The sequence below is a fragment of the Corynebacterium sp. HMSC062A03 genome (genome assembly GCF_001811145.1).
Classification (GTDB): domain Bacteria; phylum Actinomycetota; class Actinomycetes; order Mycobacteriales; family Mycobacteriaceae; genus Corynebacterium; species Corynebacterium aurimucosum.
The window spans coordinates 41,725-60,091 of the sequence record NZ_KV803680.1 but is presented as its reverse complement, the minus strand read 5'-3'; the positions used below and the strand labels follow the sequence as shown (position 1 = coordinate 60,091).

At 59.9% G+C, this 18,367-nt stretch carries 18 protein-coding genes and 1 tRNA gene; 13 read left to right on the top strand and 6 right to left on the bottom strand.

Translation table 11 applies throughout. The annotated features are described in order from the left end of the window. Positions 1-20 precede the first annotated feature (20 nt). The 12 genes from alaS to nusB all read left to right on the top strand — a co-directional run bounded on the left by alaS (position 21) and on the right by nusB (position 11,446). A complete protein-coding gene (gene alaS / locus HMPREF2781_RS06610) occupies positions 21-2,708 on the top strand; it encodes an alanine--tRNA ligase (protein WP_070644869.1) in 2,688 nt (895 codons plus the stop codon). A gap of 45 nt (positions 2,709-2,753) precedes the next feature. Continuing rightward, positions 2,754-3,302, top strand: coding sequence for a Holliday junction resolvase RuvX (gene ruvX, locus HMPREF2781_RS06605; protein WP_070446844.1), 549 nt, complete (start codon positions 2,754-2,756; stop codon positions 3,300-3,302). Between the two features lie 22 nt (positions 3,303-3,324). Beyond that, a complete protein-coding gene (gene mltG / locus HMPREF2781_RS06600; protein ID WP_070644989.1) occupies positions 3,325-4,500 on the top strand; it encodes an endolytic transglycosylase MltG in 1,176 nt (391 codons plus the stop codon). Positions 4,501-4,504: 4 nt separating this feature from the next. Then, positions 4,505-5,311 (top strand): shikimate dehydrogenase, encoded by an 807-nt coding sequence (locus HMPREF2781_RS06595; RefSeq protein WP_070446846.1) that lies wholly within the window; start codon positions 4,505-4,507, stop codon positions 5,309-5,311. A 59-nt stretch (positions 5,312-5,370) separates the two neighbouring features. Beyond that, positions 5,371-5,763: a prepilin peptidase gene (locus HMPREF2781_RS06590; RefSeq protein WP_070644867.1), complete on the top strand. Its 393-nt coding sequence runs from the start codon at positions 5,371-5,373 to the stop codon at positions 5,761-5,763. Between the two features lie 51 nt (positions 5,764-5,814). Further along, positions 5,815-7,026, top strand: a complete 1,212-nt coding sequence (gene aroC / locus HMPREF2781_RS06585) for a chorismate synthase (protein ID WP_070644865.1) — start codon at positions 5,815-5,817, stop codon at positions 7,024-7,026. After that, on the top strand, positions 7,023-7,532 hold the full coding sequence (locus HMPREF2781_RS06580) for a shikimate kinase (protein WP_070446851.1): 510 nt from the start codon (positions 7,023-7,025) through the stop codon (positions 7,530-7,532). The genes aroC and HMPREF2781_RS06580 overlap by 4 nt, the downstream gene beginning before the upstream one ends. Before the next feature lie 75 nt (positions 7,533-7,607). Further along, on the top strand, positions 7,608-8,678 hold the full coding sequence (aroB, locus tag HMPREF2781_RS06575; protein ID WP_070644863.1) for a 3-dehydroquinate synthase: 1,071 nt from the start codon (positions 7,608-7,610) through the stop codon (positions 8,676-8,678). A gap of 18 nt (positions 8,679-8,696) precedes the next feature. Continuing rightward, positions 8,697-9,122, top strand: a complete 426-nt coding sequence (gene aroQ, locus HMPREF2781_RS06570) for a type II 3-dehydroquinate dehydratase (RefSeq protein WP_070446855.1) — start codon at positions 8,697-8,699, stop codon at positions 9,120-9,122. A gap of 42 nt (positions 9,123-9,164) precedes the next feature. After that, the gene (locus tag HMPREF2781_RS06565) at positions 9,165-10,256 is read left to right on the top strand and encodes a M24 family metallopeptidase (protein ID WP_070446856.1); all 1,092 of its coding nucleotides are present in this window, start codon (positions 9,165-9,167) and stop codon (positions 10,254-10,256) included. 94 nt (positions 10,257-10,350) lie between these two features. Then, positions 10,351-10,914 (top strand): elongation factor P, encoded by a 564-nt coding sequence (efp, locus tag HMPREF2781_RS06560; protein WP_070446858.1) that lies wholly within the window; start codon positions 10,351-10,353, stop codon positions 10,912-10,914. 1 nt (position 10,915) lies between these two features. Next, the gene (gene nusB / locus HMPREF2781_RS06555; RefSeq protein ID WP_070644861.1) at positions 10,916-11,446 is read left to right on the top strand and encodes a transcription antitermination factor NusB; all 531 of its coding nucleotides are present in this window, start codon (positions 10,916-10,918) and stop codon (positions 11,444-11,446) included. A gap of 212 nt (positions 11,447-11,658) precedes the next feature. On the opposite strand, the gene HMPREF2781_RS06550 is transcribed toward nusB, so the two are convergent. The 6 genes from HMPREF2781_RS06550 to HMPREF2781_RS06525 form a co-directional block, all read right to left on the bottom strand. Then, positions 11,659-12,423, bottom strand: coding sequence for an amino acid ABC transporter ATP-binding protein (locus HMPREF2781_RS06550; RefSeq protein ID WP_070446863.1), 765 nt, complete (start codon positions 12,421-12,423; stop codon positions 11,659-11,661). After that, positions 12,423-13,376, bottom strand: a complete 954-nt coding sequence (locus HMPREF2781_RS06545) for an amino acid ABC transporter permease (protein WP_070446865.1) — start codon at positions 13,374-13,376, stop codon at positions 12,423-12,425. The genes HMPREF2781_RS06550 and HMPREF2781_RS06545 overlap by 1 nt, the downstream gene beginning before the upstream one ends. Beyond that, on the bottom strand, positions 13,369-14,250 hold the full coding sequence (locus HMPREF2781_RS06540; RefSeq protein ID WP_070644859.1) for an ABC transporter substrate-binding protein: 882 nt from the start codon (positions 14,248-14,250) through the stop codon (positions 13,369-13,371). The genes HMPREF2781_RS06545 and HMPREF2781_RS06540 overlap by 8 nt, the downstream gene beginning before the upstream one ends. Before the next feature lie 3 nt (positions 14,251-14,253). Further along, on the bottom strand, positions 14,254-15,069 hold the full coding sequence (locus tag HMPREF2781_RS06535) for a DUF368 domain-containing protein (protein WP_070446869.1): 816 nt from the start codon (positions 15,067-15,069) through the stop codon (positions 14,254-14,256). Between the two features lie 136 nt (positions 15,070-15,205). After that, positions 15,206-15,481 (bottom strand): hypothetical protein, encoded by a 276-nt coding sequence (locus tag HMPREF2781_RS06530; protein ID WP_070446871.1) that lies wholly within the window; start codon positions 15,479-15,481, stop codon positions 15,206-15,208. Positions 15,482-15,548: 67 nt separating this feature from the next. Beyond that, positions 15,549-15,622, bottom strand: a tRNA-Leu gene (locus HMPREF2781_RS06525). A gap of 91 nt (positions 15,623-15,713) precedes the next feature. Here HMPREF2781_RS06525 and polA point away from each other — a divergent pair. Continuing rightward, complete coding sequence (polA, locus tag HMPREF2781_RS06520; RefSeq protein ID WP_070644857.1) at positions 15,714-18,365, top strand: DNA polymerase I; 2,652 nt, start codon at positions 15,714-15,716, stop codon at positions 18,363-18,365. Positions 18,366-18,367 lie beyond the last annotated feature (2 nt).

Here is an 18,367-nt window from a genome sequence, read left to right as displayed (position 1 = left end):
ACAGTGAAGGACTTTTGCTCGTGAAGACTCATGAGATCCGGGAACGCTTTACCCAGCACTTCGTCAAGGCCGGCCACGAGGCCGTGCCCAGCGCATCGCTGATCCTGGATGACCCGAACCTGCTCTTCGTCAACGCCGGCATGGTTCCCTTCAAGCCCTACTTCTTGGGCCAGCAGAACCCGCCTTTTGCTAACGGTACGGCGACCTCTATCCAGAAGTGCGTGCGCACCCTGGATATCGAGGAAGTAGGCATTACCACCCGCCACAACACCTTCTTCCAGATGGCAGGCAACTTCTCCTTTGGCCAGTACTTCAAGGAGGGGGCCATTACCCACGCCTGGAACCTGTTGACGAACTCGGTAGAGGATGGTGGCTTGGGGCTTGACCCCGAGCGTTTGTGGGTCACGGTCTACCTCGATGACGATGAAGCAGCCGATATCTGGCACAACAAAATCGGTGTTCCCCGCGAGCGCATTCAGCGCCTCGGCATGGAGGATAATTACTGGTCCATGGGCATTCCTGGCCCGTGCGGACCGTGCTCCGAGATCTACTATGACCGTGGCCCGGAATATGGCCAGGACGGTGGTCCCGTCGCGGACGATAATCGCTACATGGAGATCTGGAACCTGGTCTTCATGCAGAACGAGCGCGGCGAAGGCATTGGCAAGGGCAACTTTGAGATCGTGGGCGAGCTGCCCAAGAAGAACATCGATACCGGCATGGGCATCGAGCGCGTCGCCTGCATCCTGCAGGACGTGGACAATGTGTACGAAACGGACCTGCTGCGCCCAGTCATCGACGTAGCCGAAGAGCTCACCGGTGCGAAGTACGTTCCGGATGCGCCGAAGGAAGACCTGATCCGTTTCCGCGTGGTGGCGGACCACTCGCGTACCGGCATGATGCTCATCTTGGATGGCGTTACCCCCGGTAACGAGGGCCGCGGCTACATCCTGCGTCGCCTGCTTCGTCGCATCATTCGCTCCGCCAAGTTGTTGGGCGCGAAAGGCGAGACCATGGAGCGCTTCATGAACACCATCATGGACACCATGACGCCGTCCTACCCGGAGATCGCAGAAAACCGCGAGCGTATTCTGCGCGTTGCCGTGGCAGAGGAGAAGGCCTTCCTCAAGACCTTGGAGTCGGGTACCAAGCTTTTCGACGAAGCAGTGATCGAGCTGAAGAGCACCTCCCGCGCAGCTACCCCGAAAGTCCTGTCCGGTGAAAAGGCCTTCGAGCTGCACGATACCTATGGTTTCCCCATCGACTTGACCCTGGAAATGGCGCAGGAAGCCGGTTTGACCGTAGACATGGAAGGCTTCGACGCCGCCATGGGTGAGCAGCGCCGCCGCGCCAAGGCGGATAACCAAGCCAAGAAGCATGGTCATGCTGATCTGTCTCTGTACCGTGACTGGGTGGATAACCACCCGACGCTGTTCACGGGCTACGAGACCTTGGAGTCGGACGCCAAGGTCATCGGTCTTGTGCGCGATGGCGAGAAGGTCTCCGAGGTCCAGGCAGGGGACACGGTCGAGGTTATCTTGGACCAGTCGCCGCTCTATGCCGAAGCCGGTGGCCAGACCGCCGACCGCGGCCGCATTATCGCGGGCGAGACCCTGCTGGAGGTCAAGGATGTTCAGAAGATTGGCAAGAAGTTGTGGGTTCACAAGGCCACGGTGACCGCCGGTGGCCTTGAGCTTGGCAATGGCGTGACCGCCGCAGTTGACCAGCAGTGGCGCCACGGCGCTGTGCAGGCGCACTCCGCAACGCACCTTATCCACGCCGCGCTGCGCCAGGTGCTGGGCCCGACCGCAGTCCAGGCTGGTTCCTTGAACCGTCCGGGCTACCTGCGCTTTGATTTCAACTACACCGACCAGCTCACGCAGGAGCAGCTCGATGAGATCGCTTTGGTGACTAACCAGGCGGTGGACCAGCACTTCCCGGTCAATACCATCGAGACCTCCTTGGAGAAGGCCAAGGAGATGGGGGCGATGGCCCTCTTTGGTGAGAACTACGGTTCTGAGGTCCGCGTCGTGGAGATGGGCGGCCCCTTCTCCATCGAGCTCTGCGGTGGTACGCACGTGAAGAACACTGCAGAGATCGGCCCGGTATCTGTCCTCGGCGAATCCTCCGTGGGTTCGGGCGCGCGCCGCCTCGAGGCTTATTCGGGCCTGGATGCATTCCGCTACTACTCGAAGGAGACCGCCCTCGTCGAGGGGGTCTCTCGTGAGCTCAAGGTCCAGACTGAGGACCTGCCGGAGCGCATCGCGCAGCTGACGGAGAAGCTCAAGGCCGCAGAGAAGCAAATCGCCGAGCTTCACAAGGCCCAGCTCATGTCCCAGACCGCGGAGATGATCTCTACTGCGAAGACCGTCAACGATTTCACCCTCGTGGCTGTCAAGCTGCCTAAGGGGGTCAACGGTGGAGACTTGCGCACACTGGCTTCTGATATCAAGAACCGTCTCGGTGATGCCGCCGGTGTGGTTGTCCTGGCATCGGAGAACGAGGGCGGCAAGCTCCCGTTCATCGTTGGCGCCACTAAGCCTGCAGTCGAGCGCGGTGTCAAGGCTGGTGACTTGGTCAAGGTTATTTCTGGCTATGTCGACGGCAAGGGCGGCGGAAAGCCGGACATGGCCCAGGGCTCGGGCGCGAACGCGGGCGGCCTGCAGGCGGCCTTCAATGCTGTACGCGACGAGCTCGGTCAGCACTAGTAAGGTGCATGCAAATAGCTGAGTCGCAGAATCAGGAGGAGCACGATGGCCGTAGAGCCTGACAAACCAGGCGTCGACGATCCCGGCCCGGGGCGCCGTTTGGGCCTCGACGTCGGTACCGTCCGCATCGGCGTGGCGGTATCTGACCGAGACGCGCGCTTGGCCATGCCGGTCGAAACCGTCCGGCGTGAGACCGGGTTTAAGGACCGCGACAAGGGCGATATTGACCGTTTGCTCGAGCTGATCCATGAGTATGACGCCGTCGAGGTGGCCGTTGGCCTGCCGCGTGATCTCAAAGGCAACGGCTCATCAAGTGTTAAACATGCCAAGGAAATCGCGTTTCGTATCCGCCGCCGCTTGGCAAAAGATGACAGGATGAAGGAACCTCCGCCCGTACGCATGGTGGATGAGCGCCTCACTACGGTGGTGGCAACCTCTGCTTTGCGGGCCTCTGGCGTGTCAGAGAAGCGTGGTCGCTCGGTCATTGACCAAGCTGCCGCGGTGGAAATTTTGCAGTCCTGGCTGGATGCGCGCCATTTCGCGTTGCACGGCCACAGCCCTTCAAACGTAGGAGACGAAGTACGTGAGCCGTAAACCTTCACGCATCGGACGCTCGATGGAACCTCAATATGTCAAGCGCCGTCAGCGCGGCATGGCCGTGCTCATCGCAAGCTTGGTCCTTATCATTGGCGGACTCGGCTACATCGGCTTCCGCCTTCTGGGAGGGGGCAGTACCTTGGACTACGAGGGGCAAGGCAACGGTGTCACACAGCTTGTTCAGGTCCCAGAAGGCTCGTCCATGGGTGAATTAGCACCCGAGCTGGCAGAAAAGAACGTGGTGAAGACATCCGAAGCTTTCTCCTCAGCAGCCAACTCCAACCCACGCGCAAGCCAAATCAAACCCGGCTTTTACCGTCTCCAGGAGGAGATGAGCGCGAAGGCCGCTGTCGAAGCGCTGCTCGATGAAGCCAATATGGTGGACCTCCTCGACGTCCAAGGCGGTGCCACGCTGCTCGACGTCAACGTGCTTGGCGGTGATGTTCGCTACGGCATTTACTCCTTGATTTCCCAGGTCTCGTGCAAGGAAGGCGGCTGCGTCTCCGCTGAAGAGCTCGAGAAGATTGCGGCCACCGTGGACCCAGCTGAGCTGGGCGCACCGGAGTGGGCCCTGGAAGAGATTCGCGCACGAGGCGAGGACCCGAAGCGCCTTGAGGGGCTGATTGCCCCGGGCCAGTACGTGCTGGATCCGAACATGGATGCCCAGGAGATTCTGACGGACCTGATCACCCGCTCTACGAAGAAGTACAACGACACCAACATCGTTGACCGCGCCCAAGCAATTGGTCTGAAGCCCTATGAGCTTCTAACTGCCGCTTCATTGGTGGAACGCGAGTCCCCGGCCGGTGAATTCGACAAGGTTGCTCGAGTGATCCTCAACCGCCTCGATGAACCGATGCGCCTCGAGTTGGACTCCACCGTGAACTATGGCCTCGAGGACGTGGAGCTGGCCACCACCGATGAGGACCGCCACCGCGAGACGCCATGGAATACCTACGCCAAGGACGGTCTGCCTGATTCGCCGATTGCCTCGCCTTCGGAAGAAGCTATCCAGGCCATGGAGAACCCGGCGGAAGGAAACTGGCTCTTCTTCGTCACCGTCGATGACAAGGGCACCACCGTGTTTACCGATAACTACGATGAGCACCTTGCCAACGTCGATGATGCGGTGCGCTCTGGCATCCTGGACAGCCAGCGCGAGGCCGAAGGTGCGCCGCCAGCCGAGGAGCAGTAAACCAATGCCGCGCGCCGCAGTCGTGGGCAGCCCCATTGCCCACTCGCTCTCACCAGTCCTGCATAACGCTGGGTATGAGGCCCTGACCCTGAAGGAGTGGGACTATACCAAGCATGAGGTGACGGACTTGCCGGCCTTCCTCGCCGAGGTAGGCGAGGAGTACTGCGGTTTCTCCGTCACCATGCCGCTCAAATTTGATGCCCTTGCTTGTGCCGATATCGTCAGCGAGCGAGCTGAGCTCATTGGCTCCGCGAACACCTTGGTACGCACCCCGGAAGGGTGGCGCGCGGATAACACGGATACCGAAGGCGTGCTGGGCGCGCTCGATGAGCTTTTGGGCTCTTCCCAGCCGTCTTCGGCGCTGCTCATCGGCGCCGGCGGAACCGCGCGGCCGGTCCTGTGGGGGCTGGCTCAGCGCGGAGTGAAGGACGTTACCGTGTTGAATCGCTCCGACCGTTTAGCTGAGCTGCGTCCGCTCGCTGACGCCCTCGGTCTCACACTCCATGCGGCAACCTTCGAGGATGATCTAGCAGGCCTTGCGAGAGCAGTAGATCTCCTTGTCTCCACCGTGCCCTCTGCTGCGTTGGAGGGATACCTGACGCAGCTGGCCAAGGCTCCGGTTTTTGACGTTATTTATGATCCGTGGCCTACTCCGCTCACTGTGCATGCGGCCGCTGATGGCTACCGGGCCGTCGGCGGGCACATCATGCTGGCTAATCAGGCTTATTCGCAATTTGAGCAGTTTACCGGGCATACTGCCCCGCGGGCAGAGATGCTGGCGGCGCTCAACAAGGCGCTCAAGCTGCCCTAAGCAAGTCCCCACAGCTTGGTGCGTGCGTCTTGTCCGCCCACGCGGTAGGCTGTGGGACCATGGGGGAACTGCTTTTCTTGGCGTGGGGGTGCGCTTTAATTATTTATGACCTGCGTTTCAAACGCCTGCCTAACTATCTGACTCTGCCTGCCGCAGCCTTATCGCTGTGCTGGTTCAGCGTGGCCGGGCTGCTGTGGCCGGGTATCTACGTGGTGGCGGCGTTGCTAAGCCGCGCCGGAAGCATCGGCGGGGGAGACCTCAAACTGGCGCTGCCGCTGGGAATGGTGACCGCACACGTGGCGGGCGTACCGGGGGTTGCGCTGGCGATGATGGGGGCGTCGCTGAGCACGGTGCTCTGGGGCTATATAACCAGGGATAGGACACCCGCGCATGGACCCGGGATGTTGATTGCCGCAGGACTTGTTGTGTTATTTAGCCCCGACATGGTGTGATAGCAGGCCTAGTGACCCCGAAGGAACCCTTGTCGTGTGATAATAGTCCGCATGCTTCGTTGGACTACCGCAGGTGAATCTCACGGCCAGGCACTCGTTGCACTCATTGAGCACATGCCGGCCGGGGTTCCCGTTTCCCAAGACGATATTGCTCTCCAGCTCTCTCGCCGCCGCCTCGGCTACGGCCGCGGCGCCCGCATGAAGTTTGAAGCTGATGATCTCACTCTGCTCAGCGGCATTCGCCACGGCCTTACCCTGGGTAGCCCCATCGCTATCATGATTGGCAACACGGAGTGGCCAAAGTGGACCACCATCATGTCCCCGGATGCGCTAGATCTCGATGACCCGGAGACTGCTAAGGCGATGGCTTCCGGTCGCGGTGCTCCGCTCACTCGTCCACGCCCTGGGCACGCCGATTTCGCCGGCATGGTGAAGTTTGATCACGCGGAGGCCCGTCCCATTCTGGAGCGTTCCTCCGCACGCGAGACCGCTGCCCGCGTCGCCGCGGCCACCGTTGCCCGCAACTTCCTTCGCGAAACCCTGGGAGTCGAGGTGCTGTCCCACGTCATCTCCATTGGTGCCTCAGAACCTTATGAGGGCCCGCACCCTAGCTTTGCGGACCTTGAGGCCATCGACGCCTCTCCGGTTCGTGCCTGCGATAAGGCCGCAGAGGAATCGATGATCTCAGAAATCGAGACCGCCAAGAAGCAGGGCGATACCCTCGGCGGCATTGTAGAGGTCATCGTGGAGGGCCTGCCGATTGGTTTAGGCTCCCATACCTCGGGGGAGGACCGTCTCGACGCGCAGCTCGCCGCCGCCTTGATGGGGATTCAGGCGATCAAGGGCGTTGAAGTAGGCGACGGCTTCGCTGAGGCGCGCCGTCGCGGAAGCGAGGCCCACGATGAAATGGTGCGCACCGATGAGGGAGTGGACCGGGAGAGTAACCGGGCTGGTGGCCTGGAAGGCGGCATGACTAATGGCCAGACGCTGCGTTTGCGTGCGGCGATGAAGCCGATTTCTACCGTCCCGCGCGCCCTGAAGACCGTTGATATGGCTACGGGTGGGCCAGCCACTGCCATCCATCAGCGTTCTGATGTCTGTGCAGTTCCAGCGGCTGGCGTGGTGGCCGAAGCCATGGTGGCTCTCGTCCTTGCGCGTGCCGTGTTGGAGAAATTTGGTGGCGATAGCTTAGCCGAGACCAAGCGAAACATTGCTGCCTACCAGGATTACGTGGCTAGCCGCTTGGATTGGGGTGAGGCATGAATTCCCCGCACGTCGTTCTCGTAGGGCCTCCTGGCTCCGGAAAGACCACCATTGGCCGACGCCTCTCGCGCGCGCTGAACTGCGAGGTTGTTGACTCTGATGCCCTCATCGAGGCCCGCTACGGCAAGGCTTGCGGCGAGATTTTCTCTGAGCTGGGTGAACCAGCATTCCGTGAGGTCGAAGCCGAAGCGGTGCGCGAGGCACTCGCCACTACTGGCGTGGTGAGTCTAGGCGGCGGGGCAGTGCTGACCGAATCTACACGCGCCCTGCTCGATGGCCTGACTGTTGTATTCCTTGATATCACCCCCGAAGAAGGCGTAACCCGCACGCTGGGGGACAGCAACCGTCCCGTGCTGGAGTCTGCGGACCCGCTGGCGCACTACACCCAACTTTTGGAAACGCGCCGACCCCTCTACAGCGAGGTCGCTGACTTAAAGGTGCGCACTGGTGTGCGCTCCCCGCAGCAGGTGGTGGGTGACATCTTGAGCTTCCTCGAAACCCTCTAAGACGACGAAACTTCTTTACCCGCTACGTGTCGACGCCTCACGAACCCTGCCACCCCAGCCGAAGGAGCACCACCCATGCACACCATTGCTGTTAATGGACCATCGCCTTATGAGGTCACTCTTGGCAGTGGCCTGAGTACCGCCATGATTGAGCGCGCCGCGGCGATTGGGGCGGCTAAGGTGGCAATCATCCACCAACCGCCGCTCGCGCAGGCTGCCCAAGACTTAGTTAAACAGGCTCGCGTACAGGGGATTGAGGCCACCGCAGTTGTGGTCCCCGATGCCGAAGCCGCCAAACGGATCGACGTGCTCGCCCGCTTGTGGGATATCTTCGGAGAAGCAGGTTTTAGCCGCCGCGATGCCGTCATTGGCCTAGGCGGCGGTGCGGTAACGGACCTGGCTGGGTTTGCTGCGGCGACGTGGATGCGCGGCATCCCGGTGATTCAGGCGCCGACGACGTTGCTCGCCATGGTGGATGCCGCCGTGGGCGGCAAAACCGGCATCAACACAGCCGCGGGAAAGAACCTGGTTGGGGCTTTCCATGAGCCGGACTCAGTCTTTGTTGATGTGGAGCATTTGCGCACACTGCCAGCCGAGGAAATCGTCGCCGGTTCTGCAGAGATTATCAAGACTGGCTTCATCCATGACCCGCAGATCATTGAGCACTACCTGAAGGATCCCGCCGCATGCCTTGAGCCCGACGGCCTGCTGCCGGAGCTCATCGAGCGTTCTATTGCGGTCAAGGCACACGTGGTGGGTCAGGACTTGAAGGAATCGGGGCTGCGCGAGACTCTCAATTACGGCCACACCTTTGGCCACGCCGTGGAGCGTCGCGAGAACTACTCGTGGCGACACGGCCGCGCGGTAGCGGTGGGCATGATGTTCATTGCCCACCTATCCCACGCGCGCGGGCTTATCGATGCCAACCTCGTGGCCACGCACCGCGACATCTTGACCAGGATTGGGCTGCCGACCACTTATGAGCAGGGCCATTTCGAGGAGCTGCTGGATGCAATGCGCCATGATAAGAAGAACCGCGGCGGCCACATCCGCTTTGTAGCGCTCACCGGGATCGGGGAAACCACGCGCTTGGAAGACGCCACTGATGAGGAGCTGCGCGCAGCCTACGCGCAGCTGACCGTATAGGAATTTAAGGAGTTCGCCATGACCATTCTCGTCCTCAACGGCCCGAATCTGAACCGCTTGGGCAAGCGCCAGCCAGAAATCTATGGCAGCGAAACTTTGGAGGATATAGAGACTCGCGTCCGCGCGGCGGCGGGGGAGGAAGAGATCGTCTTCTTCCAATCCAACCACGAGGGCGAACTCATTGAACAGGTGCATCGCGCTGCCGACGAAGGCTGGCCTGTCATCATCAACCCGGGCGGTTTTACACATACCTCGGTGGCCCTGCGTGATGCCTTGGCGGAGGTAGCCGATGGCCCCGGATTCGTCGAGGTGCACCTATCCAACGTGCATGCGCGGGAAGCATTTCGGCAGCACTCTTACCTGAGCCCCATCGCTCGCGGTGTTATCGCGGGCCTCGGCTCTTATGGATATGTCGCGGCACTGGGGTACTTCCTGGCAGATTAGCTATCATGGAGTATCGCTTGAATTGATTGGAGTGGTTCTCTCATGGCATTAGCCGATACTCGTTATGGCAACCGCCGCCGCAAGCTCATGACTGAGCTGACTGGTCAGCGCATTGACGCCATTATCGTTACCCACCTGACGCACGTGCGTTACTTGACCGGCTTTTCGGGATCGAATGGTGGACTGCTGTTGCGCAAGGACCTCTCCGCGCTCATGGCAACGGACGGTCGCTACACCACGCAGATCGCGGAAGAGGTTCCGGACATCGAAGCCAGCCTTGGTCGCGATGTAGGCCCGCACTTGCTGGGGCAGGTTTCTCAAGATCTGCGGGTGGGCTATGAAGCCGACTACGTCACTGTCGCACAACTGCAGCGTCTGGAGAAAGCAAAGCCGGAGGGCGTGACTCTGGTACCGGTCACCGGCGTGATTGAGAAGATTCGCCTGGTCAAGGATCACGTTGAGCTGCAGAAGCTCGAAGAGATAGCGGCCTTGGCCAACCAGGCGCTCACCGATCTCGTAGAGGCTGGGGAGGTCGCCGCTGGGCGCACGGAACGCCAAGTCGCTGCCGATTTGGAATACCGCATGCGCATGCTCGGCTCGGAGCGCGTGAGCTTTGACACCATTGTGGCTTCCGGTGAAAACTCCGCTAAGCCCCACCACGGTGCGGATGACCGCGAGTTGCGCAAGGGGGATTTGGTTACGATCGACTTCGGTGCCCACCTGCGCGGCTTTAACTCCGACTGCACACGCACCTTCGCTATCGGTGAGGTCACTGAGTTTGCCCGTGAAATCTACGACATTGTCCTGCGCGCCCAGGAGGCAGGTGTGAAGGCAGCGGTGCCAGGTGCCAAGCTTGTCGACGTCGACGCGGCCTGCCGTGACATCATCACTGAGGCCGGCTATGGCGAGTACTTCGTTCACTCGACTGGCCACGGAATCGGCCTCGACGTGCACGAAGGGCCCTCCGCAGCGAAAACCGGCAAGGGCGAGCTCGCCGAAGGGATGACGCTGACCATTGAGCCAGGCATCTACGTTCCTGGTAAGGGCGGCGTGCGGATCGAGGACAGCCTGTTTATTACCTCAGGGGCACCAAAGATCATCACGGCCTATCCGAAGGAACTTCAGGTGCTGTAGCCAGCACCCCTTCGTACCGTGCAGCAGCCGCGTACGGTATGCTTAGACACTGTTTTCATAGTTTCGACTACAAGTTATTTGGGAGAGTCATTTCATGGCAGATACCACTGATTTCAAGAACGGCCTCGTTCTGAAGATCGACAACAAGCTGCAGCAGATCGTTGAATTCCAGCACGTCAAGCCTGGCAAGGGTCCTGCATTCGTGCGCACCAAGCTCAAGGATGTGGTCTCTGGCAAGGTCACCGACAAGACCTTTAACGCTGGTGTGAAGGTGGAGACCGCCAACGTTGACCGCCGCGACATGACCTACCTGTACAACGATGGCCAGAACTACGTGGTCATGGATGATAAGACCTACGAGCAGTACGAGCTGCCGTTTGATAAGTTCGGCGACGCCGGCAAGTTCCTCTTGGAAAACATGCGTGTCCAGGTCTCCTTCCACGACGGCGACGCTCTGTTCGGTGAGCTTCCGATCTCCGTTGACCTGAAAGTTGAGCACACCGAGCCAGGTCTGCAGGGTGACCGCTCCAACGGCGGCACCAAGCCGGCGACACTCGAGACCGGTGCCGAGATCCAGGTGCCGCTGTTCATCGAGACCGGTAACACCCTCAAGATCGATACCCGCACTGGCGAGTACCTCTCCCGCGTCAACAACTAAGATGACCCGACCAGAGCCTAACTATAAGCGGCACACCGCGCGCTACCGCGCGCGCCGCCGAGCTGCGGATATTCTCTTCGAAGCAGAATCACGCGACGTTGATCCGGTAGCCATCGTGGAAGACCGCGTCGAGCTTGCTCGCGACCCGGAAAACGGCGTGGCGCCGATCGCGGACTACACCCGCGAAATTGTCAGCGGAGCAGCTGAAGAGCTGGACGCCATTGACGATGCGATTGCTCGTTACCTCTCCAGCGAGTGGTCGCTCGAACGCATTCCCGCCGTTGACCGCGCGATCATGCGAGTATCGGTATGGGAAATCCTCTTCAACGCGGATGTTCCGAACGCTACCGCGCTCGTTGAAGGCGTGGAGCTTGCTTCCGAATACTCCAATGACAAGGCCGCGCCTTATATCCATGCGGTGCTGGATGACGTCATCCAATCACAGTCTGCGGATAGCCCGATGGCCTCGTCCTCTGCCGAGGAGCCCGCAGAGCCCGCTGAGACTGCGGAAACGGAAGGGGACACCGAATAGGGACCCACCGCTGGCGTTAATTGTTTCGCCAGCCCTTTCCAGAAAAACTCCGGCCAGTTAGCTTTGCGGACTGGCCGGAGTTTTGTCTTGGACGGGTTCAAATAGAAAACTGCCCTTGTTGCCAAAGATCTGGCCAGATCTTGAGGTGAGGGCGAGAAACTTTGGCAACAAGGGCAGTTGCGGCGGTGCTGCGTGCGTGGTGGTGCAGTGCGCTAGAGCAGCGAAGAGAGGAAATCCTTCGTGCGCTGGTGCTGAGGATTGTCCAAGACCTGCTGTGGGGTGCCGGTTTCGATGACGCTGCCGCCGTCCATGAAAACGATGGTGTCGGCGACCTCCCGGGCAAAGCCCATCTCGTGGGTGACAACGAGCATGGTCATGCCATCGGCGGCAAGTTCCTTCATCACGCGGAGCACCTCACCGACGAGCTCGGGGTCGAGGGCGGAGGTGGGCTCGTCGAAAAGCATGAGCTTCGGGTCCATCGCAACCGCGCGAGCAATGGCGACGCGTTGCTGCTGACCACCAGAGAGCTGGACTGGGTAGGCGTCCGCCTTGTGCGCGAGGCCAACCTTTTCCAGCAGCTCCATGGCCTTTTTCTTTGCCTGCTCCGGGTTCTGCTTCTTTACCTGGATGGGGGCCTCGATGATGTTTTCCAGCACGGTGCGGTGGCTAAAAAGATTGAATTGCTGAAAAACCATGCCGATATCTTGGCGCTGGGCGGCGGCTTCTTTCTCGGAGATTTCATAGAGCACGCCGTTGCGCTCGCGGAAACCAATCAGTTCGCCGTCGATGTAGAGGCGGCCGGCCGTGACCTTCTCCAGGTGATTACAGCAGCGCAGGAAGGTGGACTTACCAGAACCGGAGGGCCCCAGAAGGCACGTGACCTCACCCGGCATGACTGTGAGATCGATGCCTTTGAGAACCTCAAGTTGGCCGAAAGACTTGTGCACATTTTGTGCGGAAATCATGGGTGTCGGCATTAGTTCTTTACCTCCGGGATGACAGAGACGTTGCGGGGAATGGTTCCTTCGGCATCCGCCAGCGCGGCCAACTGGCGGCCGGTGAGCTCGCGGGTGGCGCCGCGCTCAAAGCGGCGCTCTAAGAAGTACTGGCCCACCATGAGCAGAGAGGTGATGGCCAAATACCACGTCGCCGCGACCATAAGCAGGGGGATGGGCTCGAAGAGCGCAGCCGAAATGTCCGTGGCGCGGCCGAAAATTTCCGCCGTGTAGGGAATAGCAACCACAAGTGAAGAAGTCTTGAGCAGTGAAATAAACTCGTTGCCGGTCGGCGGGATGATGATGCGCATGGCCTGCGGGAGCACAGTGCGGCGCATGGTCATCCACCATCCCATTCCCAGGGCCTTGCTGGCTTCCTTCTGGCCCTCCGGAACAGAAGAGATACCGGAGCGAACAATCTCCGCCATGTATGCGGCTTCGTTCAAGCCTAAGCCTAAGACGGACAAGAGGAATGCGTTATTGAGTACCTCGGTGAGGGAAATCTCTGTGAATCCAAGGTTGATGGATTGGTAGAGGGCTGAAAGTAGACCCCAGAAGACGAGCTGCACGTAGATTGGGGTGCCACGGAAGAGCCAGAGGAAGACCCACGACACGCCACCTAGCACAGGGTTAGGGGACATGCGCATCACCGCGAGGGCAGCGCCGCCTACGACGCCGATGATCATTGCCAGAATCGTAATGGCAATGGTGTGCAGGGCAGCGGTGGCAATCCGAGTATCGAAAAGATACTGGAAATACGTGCCCCACCCGAAGGCTTCGTTGCGTGCCGAGGAGATGATGAACCATACGGCAAGCAGAGCGAGGACAGTGGCGAATACCCAGCGCCAGGGGTGACGCAGTGGGCGGGCTTCGATCTTTTCTGGGGCAGTCGAAGCCGATGAATTCGACGCTGCCGGGAGAGAGGAGTTAGTCATTGATCGGCCTTTCGTTAATCATTGCGTGTTCGACGAGTCCGTCGTCAACACCCCATTTATCGAGAATTTCAGCGTATGCCCCGGTATCGATGAGATGCTGGAGTGCCGCCGCCACGGCAGGGCCGAGGTCTGAATCCTTTGGCACGGCGAAGCCGTAGGGTGCGGCGTCGAACATCTTGCCGACCATGGACATACGTCCATCTGAGCGGTTGACAGCCCATGCGGAGACTGGTGAATCCGCAGAGAGGGCGTCCGCGCGGCCCATCAAAACCGCAAGGGCGGCGTTATCGCTTGTGTCATAGGGCAGGATGGTCAAGTTACCATCGCAGGCTTCCTGCTTGGGACGCAGATCGTCGGTCTCCGACACCGTCGTGCGCTGCACCGCGACGGTAAGGCCACAGGGATTCGATGGATCGACCTTGTGGGGGCCGTCGGTGAGTTCTGCCCACTGGATGCCGGCGTAGAGGATGTCGACGAAATCGAAGTTTTCCCGGCGCTCATCGGTATCGGTGAACCCGGAACCGCCGAGATCAATCTGTCCCGACTGAACCGCCGGCAAGATCATGGAGAAGTCTTGTTCCACTGGCTGGAACTTGAGCCCCAATACTTGGGCGACTGCATTGGCTAGGTCCATTTCCAAGCCGATGATCGAGCCGTCGGAGTCCTTGAACTCGAACGGCGCGAACGGTGGGTTCGTGCCGACGGTGAGGACACCATCGGTGTCCTGATACATCGCGGCAATCTCGGGAACTTCGTCCACGTTGGGCGCGGACCAGCCCTCTGGCAGCGCTGGCTCCTCGTTGGTGACGCAGCCGGAGAGGGTAGCCGAAGCTAACAACCCGGCTGCTCCTACGATGGCCGTTTTCTTTCTCATGCTTTAACTCTCTTGGTAGCTAGCGGCTTTGCGCCTATCCACGGCGATGAAAATAGCGACGATGATGCCGCCGAGCGCGAACATAAGCAGGATAAGCGGTGTGGAAGCATCCTGGTCTGCGCCCCACGGCCACAATGCGCGAAGCGAGCCCAGCATAAAGCCGGCCATGGCGGCCAAGGTCGGATCGCGGTGGGTATCGAGTAGGTAATTCAAAACCTTGACGAACGCGACAAGGCCGCACAGCGCGCCGAGGGCGAAGACGCCCACGATGGTCATGTTCCGGTCAGAGACCGCGCCAATGACAGGCTGGTAGAGGCCCATCGTCAGCAAGATGAGTGAGCCCGATACGCCGGGGAGAACGAGCGCGCAGACGGCCACCATGGCCGCCAAGAACACCACAATCAGGCTGGGGTCTTCGACAGGAGTTGAAGTAAAGCCGGTAACGAAGAAGATCGCGACGGTGGCGATGATGAATGCGGCGATGGACGCGGGCGTAAACCGCGACATCATGCTTATTGGAACGATGATGGACACGGCGACCATGCCGAGGAACAATGCGCGGGACAAGGACACTTGTCCTTCCACAAAGTTGTGGAGCAGCGTGGAAAAACCGAAGACGGCAAGGAACATGCCGGCGGCGACTGAGAGGAGGAAGCCCCACTCAACCTTTTTGAAACGGCCGGAAATGAGATCATTGGCGTTGTGCAAAGCGCGTTCATAGATGCCTACGATGAGCGCCACGGTGCCTCCGGAAATACCGGGGACCAACTCGGCCATGCCAATGAGGGCGCCGCAAATGGCGTTAAGAATATAGTGCATAAACCGAAAGTAACGTTGACAGTCTCCTCGGTGGGGATGCCGTGCCGAAGGAGAGGAATGGGCAGATGACTCCTTATTCTCTCACTCCGCGAAGGGCTTATGCAAACTATTCAGCCCATAGAAGGTTATACGTTGCCTACATCGGCAAGCGCTTGGCCACCTCGCCGTAGATCGAACCCAAGATGGCGAAGGCAGCGAGGCCTACAAGGCCGTCGAGAAGCACGGTGTAGAAAGTGTTGAGCTGCGGATCGTCCGAGGACGCCGCAGACTTACGCAGCTCCTGGTAGTAGGAGGAGCCTTCCACCTTGGAGGAAACCTCCTTGTCGGCACTCGAATCTGCGGCAGTAGCCACGGTGGTACCACCCAAGGTGAGGGCAACGGCGGTGCTCACAGCGATGATAGTGCGACGCATGGTAACGGATTCCTTTCGGTTGAAAACGCTAACACCCCACAACAGGGTCTGTTGCGGGGTGGAATTGTGCCCCTGGTGAGACTCGAACTCACACTACACGGGTTTTGAATCCGTTGCCTCTGCCAATTGGGCTACAGGGGCGCACAAGCAACGATAGTAGCGCAGCCGACCAATGTGAACCTAATTGCCTGCCTACGGCCCTCAACGGTGCCGCTCCGTGCAACACGTTAGGATGGGCCGGGTGACTACTTCTCAGCCCCGACTCTTGCTCATTGACGGCCACTCCATGGCCTTTCGCGCATTTTATGCACTGCCCGCGGAGAACTTTTCCACCTCGGGTGGCCAGCACACGAACGCGGTATACGGCTTCCTGTCCATGCTGGCGAATATCCTCGCCGAGGAGAAGCCGGACTTCGTCGCTGTAGCCTTCGACGTGGGCCGCAAGACCTTCCGTACCGACATGTTCCCCGAGTACAAGGCGCAACGAGAGGCCGCCCCCGAAGAGTTTCGCGGCCAGGTTGAGCTCATTCGTGACGTGCTGGAAACGTTGGGAATTACCACGCTCTCGCGCGAGAATTTCGAGGCCGATGACATCGTGGCCACGTTGTCCACACAGGCGGGCGCGGACTATGAGACTTTCCTGGTTACCGGTGACCGCGACTATTTGCAGCTTGTCGACGACTCCACGACCGTCCTTTATCCCATGCGCGGGGTGTCCAAGCTGCATCGCTTCACACCGGAGGCGGTGAAGGAGAAGTACGGCCTGAGCCCCGAGCAGTACCCGGATTTCGCAGCCCTGCGCGGAGATCCTTCCGATAACTTGCCTTCCGTTCCGAAAGTGGGGGAGAAGACCGCCACGAAATGGATTACCCAGTATGGTTCCCTCGATGGCCTCATCGAGCATGCCGAGGAAATCAAGGGAGTGGCGGGCCAGAACTTCCGCGACCGCATTGAACAGGTCAAGCTCAACCGGAAGCTCACCCAAATGGTGACGGACATGGACCTGGAGGTTGGACCGGCAGACCTGGAATTCAAGGGAGCGGTCGCTAGCGAGGTCGCGGCTCGCTTCGACGAGTTGGAATTTGGCACCAACCTGCGCGAGCGGGTCCTCAACGCCGTCCCGCACGATGCCGCCGCCGAAGCTGCCGCGGCGGAGGAAACGCCGGATGTATCGGTGACCGTGGTGGACACGCCGCTGGCTAAGTGGCTCGAAGGTAAAAAGCATGTCGCGGTATTCGTGCAGGGTGACGGAACCCCAGGTGCAGGAGATGCGGCAGCGCTAGCACTGGTCGATTCAGCTTTTGAAGGACTCCAGATTGAATTGGCGGACCTGGATGCAGAAGATGACGCCGCCCTGGCCGCGTGGTTGTCATCAGATGCGCCGAAGTATGTGCACGAGGCAAAGGCTACTTGGCACATGCTGGCGGGGCGAGGGATTGAACTACGTGGAATTGCCCATGACACAGCCCTGGCGGCCTACCTCCTGCGCCCAGGTCAGCGCACGTATGCGTTGACGGACGTGTACCAGCGCCATCTGCAGAAGTCCTTGGGGGTGGCCACGGAGCAGCTTTCCCTCTTGGATGACAATCAACTTGTAGAACAGGCCGGCGCCATCATGGAGCTGGCGGCAGAACTGACTAGTCAACTCCAAGAGATTGATTCCTTCGAGTTGTATACGGACCTTGAGTTGCCGCTCGTGACCATCCTGGCCCAGATGGAGGCCGCTGGTATTGCAGTTGACCGCGATGTCTTGGAAACGCAGCGTGATGCTTTCATTGAGCAGGTCAATGAGCAGGAACGCGCCGCCCGCGAGTTGGCTGGTGATGATTCTCTTAACCTGAATTCCCCGAAGCAGCTGCAGGCGGTGCTCTTCGATACTTTCGATATGCCGAAGACGAAGAAGACTAAGACAGGTTATTCGACCGCAGCTAAGGAAATTGAGCAGCTGGCCGCTACCCATCCGCACCCCTTCCTGGATCACCTGCTGGCGCACCGCGAATACCAGAAAATGAAGACGACGCTGGAGGGGCTCATCAAGACCATTCAGCCGGATGGCCGCATTCACACCACGTTTAACCAGACGGTGACTTCAACCGGCCGCCTATCCTCGACCGAGCCGAATCTGCAGAACATCCCGGTGCGCACGGAGGCTGGTCGCCAGATCCGCTCGGCCTTCGTGGTCGGTGAAGACTTCGAAACCTTGATTACGGCCGATTACTCGCAGATTGAGATGCGAGTCATGGCGCACCTTTCTGCCGACCCTGGGCTTATTGAGGCCTACCGGGAGGGTGAGGACCTCCATAACTACGTTGGTTCCAAGGTCTTCGATGTTCCTGTCGATGAGGTCACCCCAGAGCTGCGCCGCCGAGTCAAGGCCATGTCCTATGGCTTGGTCTATGGGCTATCCGCATTTGGCTTGTCGCAACAGCTGGGCATCCCCGCACGGGAAGCCAAGGAGATCATGGAGAGCTACTTTGAGCGATTTGGTGGTGTAAAGCGCTACCTCGACGAAGTTGTCGTGCAAGCTCGAAAGGACGGCTACACCTCCACGGTCTTCGGGCGCCGCCGCTACCTACCGGAGCTGAACTCCGATAATCGTGTTGCTCGCGAGAACGCCGAGCGCGCAGCGCTCAACGCCCCGATTCAGGGAACTGCAGCAGACATTATCAAGGTGGCCATGATTCGCGTGGACAAGGCGCTTGAAGGTTTGGCCTCGCGCGTCTTGCTCCAGGTTCACGATGAACTCGTCGTGGAGGTGGCTCCCGGCGAAGCGGAGGACGTCCAGCGCATCGTGGAGCGAGAGATGGACAAGGCTATCGAGTTGACTGTGCCCCTTGAGGTCTCCGTTGGTGTGGGCAAAAACTGGGATGCCGCAGCGCACTAGGG

Excerpts from the sequence above, each read along its gene's own strand:
- ruvX (WP_070446844.1), top strand. The coding sequence starts at position 2,754 with ATGGCCGTAGAGCCTGACAAACCAGGCGTCGACGATCCCGGCCCGGGG.
- mltG (WP_070644989.1), top strand. The coding sequence starts at position 3,325 with ATGGAACCTCAATATGTCAAGCGCCGTCAGCGCGGCATGGCCGTGCTC.
- HMPREF2781_RS06595 (WP_070446846.1), top strand. The coding sequence starts at position 4,505 with ATGCCGCGCGCCGCAGTCGTGGGCAGCCCCATTGCCCACTCGCTCTCA.
- HMPREF2781_RS06590 (WP_070644867.1), top strand. The coding sequence starts at position 5,371 with ATGGGGGAACTGCTTTTCTTGGCGTGGGGGTGCGCTTTAATTATTTAT.
- aroC (WP_070644865.1), top strand. The coding sequence starts at position 5,815 with ATGCTTCGTTGGACTACCGCAGGTGAATCTCACGGCCAGGCACTCGTT.
- HMPREF2781_RS06580 (WP_070446851.1), top strand. The coding sequence starts at position 7,023 with ATGAATTCCCCGCACGTCGTTCTCGTAGGGCCTCCTGGCTCCGGAAAG.
- aroB (WP_070644863.1), top strand. The coding sequence starts at position 7,608 with ATGCACACCATTGCTGTTAATGGACCATCGCCTTATGAGGTCACTCTT.
- aroQ (WP_070446855.1), top strand. The coding sequence starts at position 8,697 with ATGACCATTCTCGTCCTCAACGGCCCGAATCTGAACCGCTTGGGCAAG.
- HMPREF2781_RS06565 (WP_070446856.1), top strand. The coding sequence starts at position 9,165 with ATGGCATTAGCCGATACTCGTTATGGCAACCGCCGCCGCAAGCTCATG.
- efp (WP_070446858.1), top strand. The coding sequence starts at position 10,351 with ATGGCAGATACCACTGATTTCAAGAACGGCCTCGTTCTGAAGATCGAC.
- nusB (WP_070644861.1), top strand. The coding sequence starts at position 10,916 with ATGACCCGACCAGAGCCTAACTATAAGCGGCACACCGCGCGCTACCGC.
- HMPREF2781_RS06550 (WP_070446863.1), bottom strand. The coding sequence starts at position 12,423 with ATGCCGACACCCATGATTTCCGCACAAAATGTGCACAAGTCTTTCGGC.
- HMPREF2781_RS06545 (WP_070446865.1), bottom strand. The coding sequence starts at position 13,376 with ATGACTAACTCCTCTCTCCCGGCAGCGTCGAATTCATCGGCTTCGACT.
- HMPREF2781_RS06540 (WP_070644859.1), bottom strand. The coding sequence starts at position 14,250 with ATGAGAAAGAAAACGGCCATCGTAGGAGCAGCCGGGTTGTTAGCTTCG.
- HMPREF2781_RS06535 (WP_070446869.1), bottom strand. The coding sequence starts at position 15,069 with ATGCACTATATTCTTAACGCCATTTGCGGCGCCCTCATTGGCATGGCC.
- HMPREF2781_RS06530 (WP_070446871.1), bottom strand. The coding sequence starts at position 15,481 with ATGCGTCGCACTATCATCGCTGTGAGCACCGCCGTTGCCCTCACCTTG.
- polA (WP_070644857.1), top strand. The coding sequence starts at position 15,714 with ATGGGCCGGGTGACTACTTCTCAGCCCCGACTCTTGCTCATTGACGGC.